Below are 16,701 nucleotides of genomic sequence, written 5' to 3'. Positions count from 1 at the left end.
CACATGAGCCATATCAATGAAGCATTCAAAAACGGTAAAGCATTAATCGCATTCCTGACCACCGGCACACCATCCATCGAAGACACCGTCAGATACGTACTGGACATGGAAAAAGCAGGCGCCACCCTCATCGAACTGGGCGTCCCCTTCTCCGACCCCATCGCCGACGGCCCCGTCATTATGGAAGCCGACGTGAAGGCCCTGAAAAACGGCATCCACCTGCCCCAGGTCATGGAAACAGTGAAAGAAATCCGCAAACACACCGCCATCCCCATCGTCCTTCTCACCTACTACAACCCCGTCTTCCGCTATCCCGCAGACCGCTTCTTCCAGGAAGCAAAGGAAATCGGCATCGACGGCGTCATCATCCCCGACCTTCCCGGCGAAGAACAGCAGGAAATCCGTCCTTTGGCCGATGAAAACGGCGTAGACATCATCCAGATGGTAGCCCCCACATCAGAAGACCGGATCCGCAGCAACGTGAAAAACGCCACAGGCTTCGTATATGTAGTCTCCTCCATGGGAGTCACCGGCATGCGCGGCAGCATCCAAACCGACCTGAAAGACATTATCCGGGTCATCAAAGAAACCACCGACACCCCCGTAGCCATCGGCTTTGGCATCCACACCCCCAAGCAGGCAAAAGAAATGGCCGCCCTGGCAGACGGCGTTATCACCGGCAGCGGCGTGGTGGATATTATCAACAAAGAAGGAAACAAGGCAGACAAAGACCTCATGGACTATATCGGAGGACTGAAAAAAGCCATTGGATGACAAGCCCCTTTGGGGCGGTCGGGATCGGGACCGGGACCTGGACCTGGGCGGCGCTTTCCGGTATTCCCGAAGGTTGACACGCCCTTATGGGCGTGAGGGTTGAGCCAGCCGCCGGGCCTTTGGCCCTGGGCTGCCAGGGTTCTGCCTGTGATCGGCTTCGCCTTACAGGCGGGTTGAGGGCTTTCGCCCTCGGGAGTTATATAGTATCGCTGCGCTGGCGAGGTGGGGCGCCCTTTCGGGCGCCAGTATAAAAGCCGCCTTTGGCGGCGAAAACCGGACAGCCGGGCTTCGCCCGTCGGAAAACCATACAACCGCCCTGCGGGCGTTGGAAATGCACCCCTTTTGGTGGCTGGCGCCACCACCTTCCCCCCGGCGGGGGGACTTTATTCTTCGCTATGCGTTAGCTTTATTCTGCCCCTGTGCACATCCTGCATAGGATGTGCAAGTCGGTCAAAGTAGGCCCTTAGCCTGCCCATAAAAGGGCCTTCCTTTCGATTGACCGACCGAACTGCGGGGGAAGTCCGGCGCAGCCGGATAGGTGGAAGCGAGCGCAGCGAGCCAGTCAGCAGAATTGTTATTTTGCCATATGACACTGAAAGTAAATCCCGTAACGTTCTTGCGTCCCCTTTAGGGGAAGAGGGCCACGAAGTGGCGAAGGGATGTACGAGGGTAAGAATGATTATGACACTCGATATGGACGTGACCGCCGAAAGGCGGCATTATAATACTCATCGCCCCCTAAAGGGGAAACGACTCACTACATTTTGCGCGTCGCTAGCGCTCCTTCAAAATGTGTTCGCTGTGCACCGTAAGGGCGATACCACAACCCTCGGCCTGAAAGGCCGTTAAACTTAAGAACCCTTGGGCCGAAGGCCCATCCATCTTAAGAACCTTTCCCTTCACAACCCTTGGGGCGAAGCCTCGTCAACCCTCACGCCGTAGGCGTGTCCAATGAACCCTCCCACCGAAGGTGTGCCATTTTTCAAAAAAAATTTTCCTCTTCTTTTCAAAAATGAGGACCTGCCGTTACTTATATAGTAGAGGGACATGAAAGGCCCGCGGTTTTGAAGAAACCGGCTCCGTATATTTCCAAGTTGCGCATAAGAAATGAAAGGACGGGGCAGGGGAAATCAAAAGATGGTACCGCCTTTTCCCTCACCTTTTCCGGAAAAAGGTAGAAAATCAGTGTAAACTGAAAAAATAGCAGAGAAATCCAGGACTTCATCATCTATCTCGGCAGAAATGACGGGAGACTCATGTATGGCGCGCGCCGTCGTACCTTGTACAGCAGCGGCCGTAGACCATGCAGACACCGAACTCATTGGGCATAGGGGATGGGAAGGCACCGGGTTTCTTTGTGGTGAAAAAGCAGCTTCATGGGGAGCTGCTTTTTTCTTCACTATAAAAAGGACAGTACGAAAACATGGACATAGGCAGCCCATGTGAATGAAGCAGCCCCCAGAAAAGAGACTTTGGCACTTCGCCATTTACCACTGGAGACAGGAAGGTAAATCCCATAACGTCCTTGCGTTCCCTTGCGGTGGCAAGGAAACTTGATTCGTGGGCCGCTTCTCTCTCCTATGAATCCAGTTCCTTTGCCACCCTCTATGCAGGGGCATAATAGAATCAATGATGAGAAGGCTGCTCTTCAGAGCTTTATTGTCCACTGTGCACATCCTGCATAGGATGTGCAAGTCGGGCGAAGTAAGGCGCCTAGCCTGCCCATAAAGGCGCTTTCCTTTTGTCGCCCGACCGATACCGCGGGGGAAGGTGGTGCCGTAAGGCACCAAAGGGGGGAAAGCCACCGAAGGTGGCTAATCACCGTAGTGCTTATCATGTCATATTACACTGAAAGTAAATCCCGTAACGCTGACTTTAAAAATTGCGGCGTCAGTAGCCACCACCACCCTCTGAACCTTTTGAACCCCTTTGAACCTTCTGAACCCTCACGCCTGCAGGGCGTGTCCAAGAGTATATCAACAAATCCCTGACTGATACATCTTCCCAGTCTCCCTGACTATATGACCAGAGAGGCGAAAAGGCCTGGCGAAAGAGCTTTCTAATTCCCGCGGTGCACAATCCATGGAAGCGGGGAGGAAAGACTGGGAACCTTCATGAATTTTTCCTCTCCGGCGCGCCGAAAACTCCATAAAAACTCCTGAGGCATGACCTGTCAGACATGACGGTGGCAACAATGGCTATACCTGTTCTTCCTTGACGACACAGACATTCCGCTTAGGTGGCTACCCCTGGCCGATTCATCGAAGCCGAAGGCCTGAGCCCTACCGTGGAACGGCATGGGACCAATCAGGAGTTTTTACCATGAAAAAAGCAGTCCATGAAGGGCTGCTTTTTTCATGCTGTCAAAAGGCAGCACAAAAACACGGATGGTATCCGAGCCAGTCAGTATGGCGGGCCTCTAGGGAAGCGCTAATTAAATCATTGTCTGCTTTTATTCGTGAATTTTTATGCAATGCAAGGAATGGGATGACGCAAATAGCGAGCTATTTAAGGAGTCCCATGACGCAGCAGTGCAGAAAAATTCTTATAAAGGCAGACTCTGTGAATTAATTAGTGCTTCCCTGAAATCAGGCGGCAGCGCTAAACTGTAGGAAAATCCTGCGTCAACCCTGCTCTTGTCGTCCGGGAATGCGGGCTCATGCTGCAAGGGATGGTATCCGTGTTTTTATTTGGTTGTCTTGCTTTTTACGAATCTGCAGAATTCGTTCCGATTTTCCCGGGAAAATCTGGGAGGAAAATCAGGAGCCTGTACAGGGATTCATGGTGTCCTTTCTGTCAAAGCTGCATTCCGGCCGGAATATTCGCGATATACATGACAGATGGGACAGAGAATCCTTCCATGGAGTTTCCGGATTTCCTTCTCCATACATTTATATTGCATAAGCACCCCTTTTTCACAACCTTCCTTAAAAATTTTACTTTGATATGCAGATAGCACCATCAGGATTCTGTCATTTCTAGGGAAGCACTGAGGAACACTGAAATAAATTTTCAAAATTTTTTCTTTCAAGGGGTCTAGAAATCGAACCCTCTGCGATATTAATAATAGAGGGATGAAAAGACCTCATGAGACGATGAATCCGATTTCCAAACGGCCATCCTCCACATCCGCGGTAAAGAGAAGGGCAGGGGAATGAAGAATCATCAGGGAATTCCACTTTTCAATCCTCCCTTCTTCTACAATCGGCCGATGATAGACAGAAGAAAATGCAGTACCCAAAAAACAGAAGACAGAAAAGCAATAAGGAAGAGCGCTCGCAGGACTTTCCTCTCTCTGATGTGCGTATCCTGCATAGGATACGCAAGTCGGGAAAAGTTGGCCCTTAGTCTGCACATAAAAGGGCTTTCCTTTTAATTTCCCGACCGTCCATGTTCCGAGCAGCACCCACGTAAGCGGGAGAGCCAAGGCGCGGACGCCTGATTCATTGGTTGAACTTACCTGGAGACTCCCCTGATAGGCTTTTCTGTTTTTTTGCGTGGCATGACATGGATTGTCATGCCTTTTTGCATAATAGAAAGCAGGGAAACATATTTCATTATTTTTTCTACGAGCCCTGGTATAATACAGGTAGTAATTGTAAGGGGGTTCCTATGGCTGACATCATTGATTTGAAGGACGGCGTATATGAGAAGGTTATTTCCCGGGACTTTGATAAAAAGCTGACAAAGGCGCTGGCGGATAAGGAAATCTGGGCGGATCGGGAGGATGTGGATGCCCAGGAGGCAGTGGGGTATTTGTCCTCTTATCTGGAAAAGCTGATCCGGCTCTGTCTGAAGGAGATTGCCGACGAGAATCAGGACCACTGCGTGAAAGATGAGCTGGCACTGACGAATGAGCTGGTAGAAAAGCTGGCGTCTCGCATTGCGAATCTGGGAGATGGACATGATGTGACGGCGGAGCAGTTCCTTTTGAAATCCCTGGAGCATCGGGCCAATAAGATTGCCAGAAAGAAATGGGAAGTGCCGGCTACATCACTGGTGAATTCCTTCCTCTTTACCAATTCTCGGAATGATGTATCCATGATTCATGAGCTGAACCGGGAAATCATGACCTGTGACCGCATGGATATGCTGATTTCCTTTATCCGCTTTTCCGGCCTTTCCCTCATTCTGCCCTGCCTTCGCCAGTTTACTGCCGGCGGCGGCCATCTCAGAGTGGTGACCACTACCTACATGGGTGCCACAGATCCCAAGGCAGTGAAGGTGCTGTCGGAGCTGCCCAATACGGAGGTTCGGATTTCCTATAACGTGAAGGAAACAAGGCTTCATGCGAAGTCCTATATGTTCTATCGGGACAGCGGATTTTCTACGGCTTACGTAGGATCCTCCAATCTGTCCCGCGCCGCCATTGCCGATGGTATGGAATGGAATATGAAGGTCACTGAGCAGGACCTGCCCGGTATCATTGCCAAGATGAAAGCCACCTTTGATACCTACTGGCATTCCGACGAATTCCAGCCATTTCAGGCATCGGACTTTGATAAACTGAGCCGTGCCATCGACCGGGAAAGGGGACGAAAGGAAGAGGGGAGCGACACCACCTATTCCTTTGATATTGAGCCCTATCCCTACCAGCAGGCCGTGCTGGATGCCCTCCGCACAGAAAGATTGGGGAAGAACCATTGGTATAATTTGGTGGTGGCGGCAACGGGCACAGGGAAAACCGCTATTTCTGCCTTTGACTATCGGAATTTTTATCAGAGCCGCAAAGGAAAGGCCAAGCTTCTTTTTATAGCCCACAGAGAGGAAATCCTGAAACAGAGCATTTCCTGCTTCCGCCAGGTCATGAAAGATCCGAATTTTGGACAGCTGGCTGTGGGAAATTACCATGCCACCCGCAGCGAGCATCTTTTCATGTCCATCCAGACCTTTAACAGTCAAAAGTTCTGGGAAAAAATGGATCCCTTCTACTATGACATGATTATTGTAGATGAATTTCACCATGCGGCGGCCAAAGGCTACCATAAGCTTCTGGACTGGTTTCATCCGAAAATCCTGCTGGGCCTTACGGCTACGCCGGAACGAATGGATGGGAAGAGCATACTGAACTATTTCGGCGGTCATATGGCGGCAGAAATCAGGCTTCCCGATGCCATTGAACGACGCCTGCTCTGCCCCTTCCATTACTTTGGCATCGACGATCCTGTGAGCCTTTCCAATATCAAGTGGACCGGCGGCCATTATGATATAGAAGAACTGGAAAATGTATATACCGGGGAAGGAGCCTTGGCCAGCCAGCGGGCCCGTGCCATTATCCAGGCTCTGGAGCGGTATACAGCGGATATGAGAGACGTGAAAGCTCTGGGCTTCTGCGTTTCTAAAAAACATGCCCATTTTATGGCAGACTACTTCAACCGGCAGGGCATCAAAGCCCTGGCCCTGGACGCAGACAGCCCGAAGGATGTCCGAAATGCGGCCAGGCAGAAGCTGGAAAGCGGAGACATCACCATCATTTTCGTAGTGGACCTTTTCAATGAAGGGGTGGATATTCCTGCGGTGAATACAGTCCTCTTCCTTCGTCCTACTAACTCCATGACCATTTTCCTTCAGCAGTTGGGGCGCGGCCTTCGCCTTTTCCCGGAGAAAGACTGCCTCACGGTACTGGATTTCGTAGCCCAAGCCAACAGGAAGTACGACTTTGCCTCCCGCTATGCCTCTCTTCTGGGCAAAAGTCATGTGGTCATCAAGAAAGAAATTCAGGATGGATTTCCCCATGTACCTAAAGGCTGCTCTATTCAGCTGGAAGAAATCGCTGCCCGCCATGTACTGGAAAATATTAACAGCCGCCTTCGAAAAAATGAATTTTACATGGACATGGTGAAGGAACTGGCTTCGGCCACCGGCCATATTCCTACACTGGAAGAATTTTTCAAAGCCACCGCCATCCATCCCCATACCTTTTATAATGAAAAACATACCTTTGCCCGCCTTTTGGCTGATGCCGGGCTCATTCCCGATTTTCCCGTCACTGAAGAGGAAGAAGTTCTTCGGAAAGCCCTGCCAAGAGTGCTTTCTATGGACTCACCCAAATGGATTTCCTTCATGGAAAAATGTTATGAAACTATGCCGCCTGCCTTGACGGAGATGGAGAAAAAATATCTCCGCATGTGGCAGCTCACCCTGTATCCGGAAGGTGGGAAATGGACTTGTCCGGCACCGGAAGACGCAGTGCGTCGTTTCCAGGGACAGCATGAACTGACCGATGAAATCAAGTCACTGCTCCGCTGGCAGTATGACTCCATCGATATCATTCCGGAAAAGCCGGACCTCCCTTACCAAACGCCTCTGGAAGTATACTGCAACTACAGCAGGGATCAGCTCTTTGCGGCCCTGGGCTTTGCCAAACCCGGCAGCATCAGGGAAGGCGTGAAATACCTGACACCAGAAAACAGCGATGTGGTCACGGCGCCTACCGATGTATTTCTGGTGACTCTCAATAAATCGGAAAAAGAATTTTCCGATACCACCCTGTATGAAGACTACTCCATAGACAGACAAACCTTCCACTGGCAGAGCCAGAGTACCACCACGCCGGAATCCAAAACAGGACAGCGCTATATCCACCAGAGAGACAACGGGACCACAGTGCTCCTTTTCGTACGAAGTGCCAAACAGGACGCCTACAAATCCTCCATGGCCTATACCTTCCTGGGCCCCGCCCACCTCATGAGATGGGAAGGCTCCCAGCCCATGACCATCATTTACCATTTGGATAACCCCATCCCGGCCAAATACATTACCAAAACCGACAGCGCCGGCGTGCTGTAAGGGAAACAGGAAGCTGCGTACCCATCCTTCCCGCCGCCCATGTCATTTCGAGCGGAGGCACAAGCCGCTATGAATCCCTCTTCCCATGGAGCCAGTGAAAGAGAGACGAGAAATCTCCCTGCACTACGTTAAGAATGGTTTATGGCATTTCTAACGACATAGCCCCTTCCCGCCGGGCGGGTCATTCTGAACGCAGTGAAGAATCTCGGTACATGACGTTAATGACTTATAAGCGGTTAAATACCAGTCAGCGAGAAGAGCGGCTGCATGACGCTGCAGCCACCTGCCGCCCTGGCAATTCTCAATTCTCAAATCTCTATATTCCCAAAGGAGACCAAATGCGTGAAAATCCAAAAGCCGGAGAAATCTGGCACCACTTCAAAAACCACGACTACCAGATCATAGCCATAGCCACCCATACAGAAACAAGAGAAAAACTGGCAGTCTACCGGGCCCTTTACGGCGACTACGGCATCTACGCCCGGCCTCTGGCCATGTTCCTGTCGGAAGTGGACCATGAAAAATATCCGGACGTGAAACAGAAATACCGTTTTGAAAAGAAATGCGAAGGAAAAACTGATGAAAACCATTCATGTGGCAGCGGCGGTGATTGTAGAAAATCATAAAATATTTGCTGCCCGCCGGGGCTATGGAGAATTCAAAGGATACTGGGAATTTCCCGGCGGTAAAATAGAAAAAGACGAAACGCCGGAAACAGCCCTTCGGCGGGAAATCAAAGAAGAACTGGCCGCTGATATCAAAGTAGACCGATTCCTGGGCACCGTGGACTACGACTATCCCCACTTCCACCTCACCATGGAATGCTACCTGTGCCACGTAGCAGGGGGGACCCTGACTATCCTGGAACATTCCGCCTTCCGGTGGGTGAAGAAAGAGGAACTGGAAAAAGTGGACTGGCTTGGCGCGGACAGGATAGCGGTGGAGTGGGTGAAGAAACTGCCTACCCTTCTGTAGACCGGAAAAGAAGAGAATGATACAATATAGAAAAGTTCCTGTCTGCAGTTCGGATTATTCCTATTTAGAAAATCCCCGCCGATGGGCATGAAATCTAAGAAAACAGAAGGTCAAAGGGTGAAAATAATGAGAAATCCAATCAATTGGAAATCCCCGCCGCAAAAGGGCCATAGAGAGCCCACCCCGTGGGGCATCCCAGGCCTGCTGTGAAAAAAGAATCCCCAAACATGGGGACGAAAACTTGTTAGTCCTTATATGCTAAGGCCCAGCAGTGGAATTGTGTGAAAAAAGAATCCCCAAACATGGGGACGAAAACTGTAGTGCTTGGCATAATCTTTTACCTCCATTATCTTGTGAAAAAAGAATCCCCAAACATGGGGACGAAAACCTCATGTACTCTTTTGGGTCTTCTCTTCTCAATCTTTGTGAAAAAAGAATCCCCAAACATGGGGACGAAAACTTTGATAAGGCTAATAATCAGATGGGATACAACGAGCATAAGTGAAAAAAGAATCCCCAAACATGGGGACGAAAACTTCACCCCCACTGTTTGGGCGTTACTAATTGGCTCTGTTGAGTGAAAAAAGAATCCCCAAACATGGGGACGAAAACAATCGCGATTGCTTTTTTGATACTCATAATTCTGCCAGTGAAAAAAGAATCCCCAAACATGGGGACGAAAACATTTGCCGCACTTGCCGTGCGGTGGGGTCAATATCTTTGGTGAAAAAAGAATCCCCAAACATGGGGACGAAAACCGCCACGTATAGCCGCCATACCTCATAGTTCCAGCGACGGTGAAAAAAGAATCCCCAAACATGGGGACGAAAACCTATCAATACGCATGTATTTATCATCACTTTTAAAATAATTGTGAAAAAAGAATCCCCAAACATGGGGACGAAAACCCGTCAAGGGGGACAAGGATAATCGCCGTTGTCACGTTGTGAAAAAAGAATCCCCAAACATGGGGACGAAAACTGAATGGAACGTTCGATGTTACCGGTGAAACTATTTTTTGTGAAAAAAGAATCCCCAAACATGGGGACGAAAACGGGAACGCCGTGTCCACGATAATGCCCATCTTGACGGTGTGAAAAAAGAATCCCCAAACATGGGGACGAAAACTTGGTGTCGCCTGTAAGGGTGATATCGGCAATGGTGATGGTGAAAAAAGAATCCCCAAACATGGGGACGAAGGGTAGGATTGTATGGCTTTGATTGTATGAGAGGTGATTCAGCATGAGCTGGCTCTACTTGACGGAAGCTGGAGCAAAACTTGGATTACGAGAAGGACGGTATGTCATCAGCCGTGAGAACGAAACTATGGCAGAAGTTCCTTCGGAAATGGTAGAGGGAGTCACTTTGATAGATGCTATTCAGGTCTCGTCCAAGGTGATTGTGGATTGCTTGAAACGGAATATTCCGGTTACCTGGCTATCTACAGAAGGTAAGTTCTTTGGACGGCTGGAATCTACTTCTGATAGAGATGTAATACAGGTTAAAAAACAGTTTGATATGCTGCAGGATGGTACATTTTGTCTCAATTTAGGGCGCATGGTGATATTTCGCAAATTCTATAATCAGCGTGCTGTTTTGAGAAGCTATAATCGACGGGCTGGTCTTGAAGATGTCAAGGAGGCTTATAATCGCATACGTATACTTGCAGATCAATTACATAAAGCGAAAAGGATAGAGGAAGTGATGGGATATGAAGGAGCCATTTCCCGGATTTACTTCAAGGCTTTGTCTTCCTTTTTGCCTTCGGAATTTCAATTTGAAAAAAGATCGAGAAGGCCACCTAAGGATTTCTTTAATTCCATGCTGAGCTTTGGCTATACGCTTCTCATGTACGACTTTTATAGTGCTATCACCAGAACTGGACTGAGTCCCTATGTTGGTTTTCTTCATGCTCTTCGCAAGGGGCATCCTGCATTGGCATCAGATCTTATGGAGCCGTGGCGGGCTGCTATTGTCGATTCTTTTTGCCTGTCACTTGTTACTCATCATGAAATAGATAAGGACTGTTTTGTAAGAAATGATGATAACGGTGGTGTTTATCTGAATCGTGTAGGGCGTCGAATTTTCATTCAGGCCTATGAACGGAAATTGCGAAGTGTCAATTCTTATTTTGACGGCAAGTATTCATGGCGACATACAATTCAAATGGAATGCGACTCCTATAGGCAGGCTCTGCATACTAAAAATCCGGAGACATTGAAAGCCCTGGTGATTCGGTAATGAAAGAGGAAGAACTGGTCTCTGCAGATGATTCCAGGATGATTATTCTGATTATTTATGACATTGTGAATAATAAGAAAAGACTGGCTATGGTAAAATGTTTATCCCGCTATGCAGTACGGGTACAGAAGTCCTGTTTTGAAGGATTTTTGACTCCGCGCCAGTGCGAGCAGATGGAGTTGGAAGCCAGCCGTATTATTGATTTTCATGAAGACTCTCTTCGCGTATACAAGCTGCAGGATCATACCAAAGTTAAGTCCTGGGGCAAGGGGGAGATAAAGACGGAGGACGTGATTATTTACTAAAGGACATTGAATCATTATCATTTCTGTATGATGGCGTTAGAATAGCGCTATTTCTCATTGGAATGTACCTGTGTCACGCAGCAGGGGTACCCCGACCATCCTGGGACATTCCGACTTCCGATGGGTGAAGAAAGAGGAACTGGAAAATATGGACTGGCTTGGTGCGGACAGGATAGCAGTGGAGTGGGTGAAGAAACTGCCTATTCTTTCTGTAGACCGGGAAAGAAGAGAATGATACAATATAGAAAAGTTCCCTGTCTGCAGTTTGGATTCTTCCTATTTAGAAAATCCCCGCCGATGGGCATGAAATCTAAGAAAACAGAAGGTTAAAGGGTGAAAATAATGAGAATTCCAATCAATTGGAAATCCCCGCCGCAAAAGGGCCATAGAGAGCCCACCCCGTGGGGCATCCCAGGCCTGCTGTGAAAAAAGAATCCCCAAACATGGGGACGAAAACGTCATTTCCGCAATCAGGAATACCTTGCCGTCTCTTTTTGTGAAAAAAGAATCCCCAAACATGGGGACGAAAACGTGTTCCCGGCTTTCGTCGGGAAGTTGGTATCCACAAAGGTGAAAAAAGAATCCCCAAACATGGGGACGAAAACAAGAATATGAGCATACAATTATCATTGTGCTCATCAACGGAAGTGAAAAAAGAATCCCCAAACATGGGGACGAAAACTCTGAAATCATTTCATCCTTTTCAATCTCATACTGGTAGTGAAAAAAGAATCCCCAAACATGGGGACGAAAACTTCATGTAGTAATAACCTTCGAATCCGTCGGAGTTCTTGTGAAAAAAGAATCCCCAAACATGGGGACGAAAACTAGTCAGGTTCCACAATCTTCAAATCCTCATCTGTAAGGTGAAAAAAGAATCCCCAAACATGGGGACGAGATAGTTTAAAATATTGTTCTTATTATTCCTTAGTGTAAAATTTTACTCGGTAAGGGAATTTTTCCAGAAACAATAAAAGAGGAAAGCCTCCCCTTGAGTGGAAATGTTATAATTTCCGTGGCAAAGAATAAAACAAAGAAAGGGCTTTCCTCATGGATATTATAACAAAAACTGGAGAAATTTGGAGTGAAAATGCAATTGGTGCAGTCATTTCTCTCATTAAGGAATCTGATGACTCTATCGAGGCTGAAAGGAAGCTAACTCATTGGCTCACTGAAATGAACTGTCAGCTTATAGCTATGGCCCTGGCGCGTATTGACACTGAGCTGTATCAGATTTACAAGGCACAGGGGTGGCGTGTGGCGCGCCGGGACTCTAGGACGATTTGCTGCCGCTATGGAGAGCTGACCTATACACGAAGACTTCTGCAGAAAGAAGGGAAGAGCTTCTATCCCCTGGACTGCAAAATGGGCTTTGAGTCCAGAAAGCACTACAGCTTGGGAATGATTGAGCGGATTGTCGAGGCTGTTGCAATTACCACATCTCGCAGTGCCAGCGAACTCCTGCAAAGCCTGGCCGGGATTACCATCTCCCATCAGTCCGTTATCTCACTCAAGAACTATGCCGGCGAGAAGGCGAAGACTTATGAAAAAGCATTGGCAGAAGAGGAAAAGGTTGAAAAGCCGACACAGCCGGAAATTATAGCGATTGAAGGAGATGGAATTGTACTCAAGAACAAGGAGAAAGGCAGCGTTTCGGAAGTGCACCGCCTCCAGATATATGAGGGAGTCAGGAAAAATGGCAACAGGACAGAACTGGTAGGACTTCGCTGCTTTGCATCTACCAGCAGAAAAGAACTTTTTGCAATGGTAAGAAGCTATCTGCTTGGGCACTATGACCTGTCTAAGACCACAGTGCTGTCGAATGGGGATGGAGGGTCCGGATACCAGTTTCAGGACTTTGAGCGAATGGTAGAAGGCTGCCTGGATCACCAGCACTTCCGCGACTGCTATCATGTGCATGAAAAGATCCGGACCCGGCTCAGCTTCTGCAACAGGAAACTGATAGACCGTATTATCCGAGAACTTCACCGGACCGACAATATTATGAAACAGATTCCCGTATGGATGGACACTGCCCGGAGCTGTGCCCGGACAGAGGAGGATTTGGAGGAGGTAGACAAGCTGCAGAGCTATCTGGAGAGAAATGCCCCCTATATCCCCAGCCTGAGTCAGCGCGGCATCCATACAGAGATTCACCTGGGGACTGCAGAAACAAACCACCGGTTCTATAGCTATCGCATGAAGCGGCAGGGACGGAGCTGGTCCAGCGAGGGAATGGAGTGTATGGTTTGGGTATTGACCGCCCGGAAGAATAAAACACTTACAGCAGCTCTCCTGTACCATGCTAATGGGAAAAGCTACAAAAAGATGGATAGAGCCATGCACAAGGCTGCGGTGCAGGCAGAGCGTAAAATCGCCCAGAATGTCCGGAGTGAGGCGCAGAAGCGTAAAATGAGAAACTATAGGCCAGGATGCCTGGAGGGGCGTATAGGCGTTTATGGAGCTTCTTCTTCACCAATGGGGAGACTGGCCAGAGCTATACAGAAATACTGATTAAACCGAAGCCACGGAGATAGTAATCATCGACAGTCAAATGAATTACCGAGGAAAACTTGACACTTACTTATTATTCTTTGCGGGATGGCTATCTGCATGCCATCATGCTATAATTAAATTAGATAAACACATTCATTCTCATCAATTTTGCTGTGAGGTGGTACAATGGTTGATCGATTAAAGACAGCTGCACTTGCTTCTTTGCTTCATGATGTGGGAAAAGTAAATTATAGAGCCGGGAAAGAGAAAAAGTCCCATTCCCTTTTAGGCTCTGATTTTTTGCGCCCTTTTTGTGAAGGCTCTGAAGCAGGTGGGGCCATCCTGCGTTGTGTCCGCTATCATCATGGAAGGGATTTAAGCGGGGCTCATCTGGCAGTGGATGATCTGGCTTATCTGGTGTATGAAGCGGATAATATAGCGGCCGGTGCGGATCGGAGAGACAAGGCTGATGGAAAGAAAACTTTTTCCTTTGATCCGTCCATATGCCTGGAGAATGTTTTCAATGTATTTGAAGGAACAAAGAAGGAAGAAAAGTCCTATTTCCCGTTGAAGGAGCTGGATGCCAGGGAGGAACCTAATTATCCGGTCGGGAATCCGAGCCTTGTGGCAACGCCGGGGAAATACCAGACTATAGTGAATGACCTGAAAGCTAATTTCCAGCGGAAGGCGCCACAGGATATGGAACCTGATGAGCTGCTTCGTATTTTGGAGGATACGGTCAGTTTCGTTCCTTCCAGCACGGACAGGAATCAGGTGGCTGATATTTCCCTGTATGATCACGTAAAAATGACAGCAGCTATCGGGACCTCGCTTTTCCGGTATCTCGAAAGTCAGGGGAATCATGACTACAAGGACTACTGTTTCACCCACGGAAAGGACCATCGCCGGGAGAAGAATATGCTCTTTATTTCCGGTGATTTTTCCGGTATACAGAAATTCATTTACCGTGTGCCCACCAAAGGAGCCATGCGTATGCTTCGGGGCCGGTCTTTCTATCTGCAGATTGTTCTGGAAAATGTGGTGGATGAAATACTGTGTAGACTGGGGCTTTCAAGGGCAAACCTTATTTATTCCGGCGGCGGTCATTTCTACATGCTGGCAGACAATTCCGCCGAAACAATACAGGTTTTGGAAGAGGCTTTCCAAAAGGTGAATGACAAGCTGCTCTCCCTTTATGGAACAAGCCTTTATCTGGCCGCAGGCTGGGTACCGGTATGTGCGGAGGATCTGATGGGGGAAAAGGTGGGGGAAGACTCCATATTCCGCCGGGTGAATCGAAAGGTGGCAGAGAAGAAGCAGGTCCGATACAGTCCGGCTCAGGTAGAGCTCATGACTTCTGAAGACAGCCCGCTGAACATTATGGAAAGCGGTATGAAGGAATGCGGTCTCTGCCACCATTCCTTGAAGGAATCCCTTCTTTCCAATTACATGGCGGAGAGGGGAGACAATGAAGAAAAGCTCCAGGTCTGTCCGCAGTGCAATGGTATGTATTATCTGGGAAAAATGATGATTGATAGAAATCCCGATAGGGAGAGCACTTTCTTTGTCGTATTGAATCGGGAAGAGCCGGACAGCATTCTTCTTCCTGCCCCCTTTCATGACCAGTGGCTGAAGGCAGTGACTCCCTCGGAAGGTAAGGAATATATGAGGGACGGAGTGATTGAACGGATTTATAGCAAGAATGATTCCACCACCTCAGACGTCATTGCCACCCGTCTGTGGGTAGGAGATTATGCAGCAAGGGAGGATGGAAAAATTCTTGACTTTGCGGATTTGGCAGAAAGATCCGGCGGCAAGGGTGAAACGGGTATTTGCCGGCTGGGCATCCTTCGGGCTGATGTGGACTGGCTGGGAGCTGTCTTTATGGCAGGCCTTCCGAAGACATATGGGACTCTTTCCCGTTATGCTTCCATGTCACGCAGCCTGTCCATGTTTTTTGCCGGTATCATTTCCCATATCTGCAGAAAAGAACTGCCAAAGGGACAGCAGCCTTTTTATCTTTTCCATGAGAAGAAAGGCAGCCGCGCTGTTCATATTGTTTATTCCGGCGGCGACGATATTTTTATAGCTGGTGCCTGGGACGATCTGCTGGAGCTCTCAGTGGATCTTAGAAGAGCATTTCACAGCTATACCAATGGTCAGCTTTCCTTCTCCGCTGGTCTGGGGCTTTTTTCTCCCACCTATCCGGTGATACGGATGGCTTCGGATACGGGAGAGATGGAAGATGGGGCAAAGAAGAAGAATGATGCCGTGAAAGACAGCCTGGCCCTCTTTGGCAGGAATGAGCTGGAAGACACTCTGCCTGTTTTCCGTTGGAAGGAGCTGGAAGAGGGCATCCGGGGGAACAAGCTGCAGTTCCTTCTGACTCATTTCCGGCTGGCTGGACTGAATGATTCTGAAACTCGGCAGACCCTGCTTCCGGCGGGGAAGTCTCTTCTCTATCGCATTTTAGGAATCCTGAAGGAGCCGACCTTTAATCTAGCTCATTTTGCCTATGCTATTGCCCGGCTGGACCCGGAAAGCAGTGGGGGAAAGAAATGCAGGGAAGAAGAGAAAAAGTGCTACAGTGAAGTCCGTGACGCTCTTTTCCGATGGGGGAGAAGCTCCGGAGAGGATCGGGCAGAATTGGAAACGGCACTTCGTCTTGTAATTTACGGCATGCGGGATAAATAAGGAGGAATTATGGATAACTATGTAGATCGGGCTGACAAAGTCATGCGTGCATTAAGCGAAGAAGCACAGAAAAGCTATGGCTCTAAAATGGTGACGACCTCCCAGATCAGGAAATTCCTGACAGCTGTGAATCGGGTGAACGGCAAGATAGACCAGTTTAAAAATGGGAATAAATCATCTGCCTCCGGCAGGATTCCAGAGGATTTACAGATGGAAATCAAGTTTCTCAAGGTCAAGCTGGCTTACCAGATTGGGCGGGCTGATTCTGGACGGAATCGCGCTAATCCGGTGAAAGAATTTGCAGACAAATCAGGATTAATTGGTGAAATCGATAAAATCGGAGACAGTCTGGAAAGGTATGAAAACTTTGCCCGCTATGTGGAAGCGCTGGTGGCATTTCATAAGTTTTACGGAGGGAAGGATTAAT

At 48.6% G+C, this 16,701-nt stretch carries 11 protein-coding genes and 2 CRISPR repeat arrays; all 11 genes read left to right on the top strand.

The window, feature by feature from the left end; translation table 11 throughout:
• The first annotated feature begins 3 nt into the window (after positions 1 to 3).
• The gene (gene trpA, locus NW747_RS10275) at positions 4 to 774 is read left to right on the top strand and encodes a tryptophan synthase subunit alpha (RefSeq protein WP_273187361.1); all 771 of its coding nucleotides are present in this window, start codon (positions 4 to 6) and stop codon (positions 772 to 774) included.
• 2,322 nt (positions 775 to 3,096) lie between these two features.
• The gene (locus NW747_RS10270) at positions 3,097 to 3,345 is read left to right on the top strand and encodes a hypothetical protein (RefSeq protein ID WP_273187359.1); all 249 of its coding nucleotides are present in this window, start codon (positions 3,097 to 3,099) and stop codon (positions 3,343 to 3,345) included.
• Positions 3,346 to 4,386: 1,041 nt separating this feature from the next.
• Positions 4,387 to 7,563: a DEAD/DEAH box helicase gene (locus tag NW747_RS10265; RefSeq protein WP_273187357.1), complete on the top strand. Its 3,177-nt coding sequence runs from the start codon at positions 4,387 to 4,389 to the stop codon at positions 7,561 to 7,563.
• Between the two features lie 338 nt (positions 7,564 to 7,901).
• On the top strand, positions 7,902 to 8,189 hold the full coding sequence (locus NW747_RS10260) for a DUF1653 domain-containing protein (RefSeq protein WP_273187356.1): 288 nt from the start codon (positions 7,902 to 7,904) through the stop codon (positions 8,187 to 8,189).
• A complete protein-coding gene (locus NW747_RS10255) occupies positions 8,143 to 8,538 on the top strand; it encodes a (deoxy)nucleoside triphosphate pyrophosphohydrolase (RefSeq protein ID WP_273187354.1) in 396 nt (131 codons plus the stop codon). Before NW747_RS10260 ends, NW747_RS10255 begins: the two co-directional genes overlap by 47 nt.
• 206 nt (positions 8,539 to 8,744) lie before the next feature.
• Positions 8,745 to 9,740: direct repeats of the CRISPR family, unit length 35 nt; unit sequence GTGAAAAAAGAATCCCCAAACATGGGGACGAAAAC.
• A gap of 40 nt (positions 9,741 to 9,780) precedes the next feature.
• Positions 9,781 to 10,779, top strand: a complete 999-nt coding sequence (cas1, locus tag NW747_RS10250) for a CRISPR-associated endonuclease Cas1 (RefSeq protein ID WP_273187352.1) — start codon at positions 9,781 to 9,783, stop codon at positions 10,777 to 10,779.
• Positions 10,779 to 11,084, top strand: coding sequence for a CRISPR-associated endonuclease Cas2 (cas2, locus tag NW747_RS10245; protein WP_273187350.1), 306 nt, complete (start codon positions 10,779 to 10,781; stop codon positions 11,082 to 11,084). The genes cas1 and cas2 overlap by 1 nt, the downstream gene beginning before the upstream one ends.
• 70 nt (positions 11,085 to 11,154) lie before the next feature.
• Positions 11,155 to 11,319 carry an NUDIX hydrolase gene (locus NW747_RS10240; RefSeq protein ID WP_273187349.1) on the top strand — a complete coding sequence of 55 codons (165 nt, stop codon included), beginning with the start codon at positions 11,155 to 11,157 and terminating at the stop codon, positions 11,317 to 11,319.
• 187 nt (positions 11,320 to 11,506) lie between these two features.
• Positions 11,507 to 11,985: direct repeats of the CRISPR family, unit length 35 nt; unit sequence GTGAAAAAAGAATCCCCAAACATGGGGACGAAAAC.
• Positions 11,986 to 12,134: 149 nt separating this feature from the next.
• Positions 12,135 to 13,598 carry an ISLre2 family transposase gene (locus NW747_RS10235; RefSeq protein WP_273186357.1) on the top strand — a complete coding sequence of 488 codons (1,464 nt, stop codon included), beginning with the start codon at positions 12,135 to 12,137 and terminating at the stop codon, positions 13,596 to 13,598.
• 168 nt (positions 13,599 to 13,766) lie between these two features.
• Positions 13,767 to 16,274 carry a type III-A CRISPR-associated protein Cas10/Csm1 gene (gene cas10, locus NW747_RS10230; RefSeq protein WP_273187348.1) on the top strand — a complete coding sequence of 836 codons (2,508 nt, stop codon included), beginning with the start codon at positions 13,767 to 13,769 and terminating at the stop codon, positions 16,272 to 16,274.
• 9 nt (positions 16,275 to 16,283) lie between these two features.
• Positions 16,284 to 16,700 carry a type III-A CRISPR-associated protein Csm2 gene (csm2, locus tag NW747_RS10225; protein WP_273187346.1) on the top strand — a complete coding sequence of 139 codons (417 nt, stop codon included), beginning with the start codon at positions 16,284 to 16,286 and terminating at the stop codon, positions 16,698 to 16,700.
• Position 16,701 lies beyond the last annotated feature (1 nt).

The organism is Dialister succinatiphilus, assembly GCF_928721695.1.
GTDB lineage: Bacteria > Bacillota > Negativicutes > Veillonellales > Dialisteraceae > Dialister > Dialister succinatiphilus.
The sequence above is the reverse complement of the archived record's forward strand: the minus strand, read 5'-3'. Positions and strand labels throughout refer to the sequence as shown.

Excerpts from the sequence above, each read along its gene's own strand:
- NW747_RS10265 (WP_273187357.1), top strand. The coding sequence starts at position 4,387 with ATGGCTGACATCATTGATTTGAAGGACGGCGTATATGAGAAGGTTATT.
- cas2 (WP_273187350.1), top strand. The coding sequence starts at position 10,779 with ATGAAAGAGGAAGAACTGGTCTCTGCAGATGATTCCAGGATGATTATT.
- cas10 (WP_273187348.1), top strand. The coding sequence starts at position 13,767 with ATGGTTGATCGATTAAAGACAGCTGCACTTGCTTCTTTGCTTCATGAT.
- NW747_RS10255 (WP_273187354.1), top strand. The coding sequence starts at position 8,143 with ATGAAAACCATTCATGTGGCAGCGGCGGTGATTGTAGAAAATCATAAA.
- NW747_RS10260 (WP_273187356.1), top strand. The coding sequence starts at position 7,902 with ATGCGTGAAAATCCAAAAGCCGGAGAAATCTGGCACCACTTCAAAAAC.
- NW747_RS10235 (WP_273186357.1), top strand. The coding sequence starts at position 12,135 with ATGGATATTATAACAAAAACTGGAGAAATTTGGAGTGAAAATGCAATT.
- csm2 (WP_273187346.1), top strand. The coding sequence starts at position 16,284 with ATGGATAACTATGTAGATCGGGCTGACAAAGTCATGCGTGCATTAAGC.
- NW747_RS10270 (WP_273187359.1), top strand. The coding sequence starts at position 3,097 with ATGAAAAAAGCAGTCCATGAAGGGCTGCTTTTTTCATGCTGTCAAAAG.
- trpA (WP_273187361.1), top strand. The coding sequence starts at position 4 with ATGAGCCATATCAATGAAGCATTCAAAAACGGTAAAGCATTAATCGCA.
- cas1 (WP_273187352.1), top strand. The coding sequence starts at position 9,781 with ATGAGCTGGCTCTACTTGACGGAAGCTGGAGCAAAACTTGGATTACGA.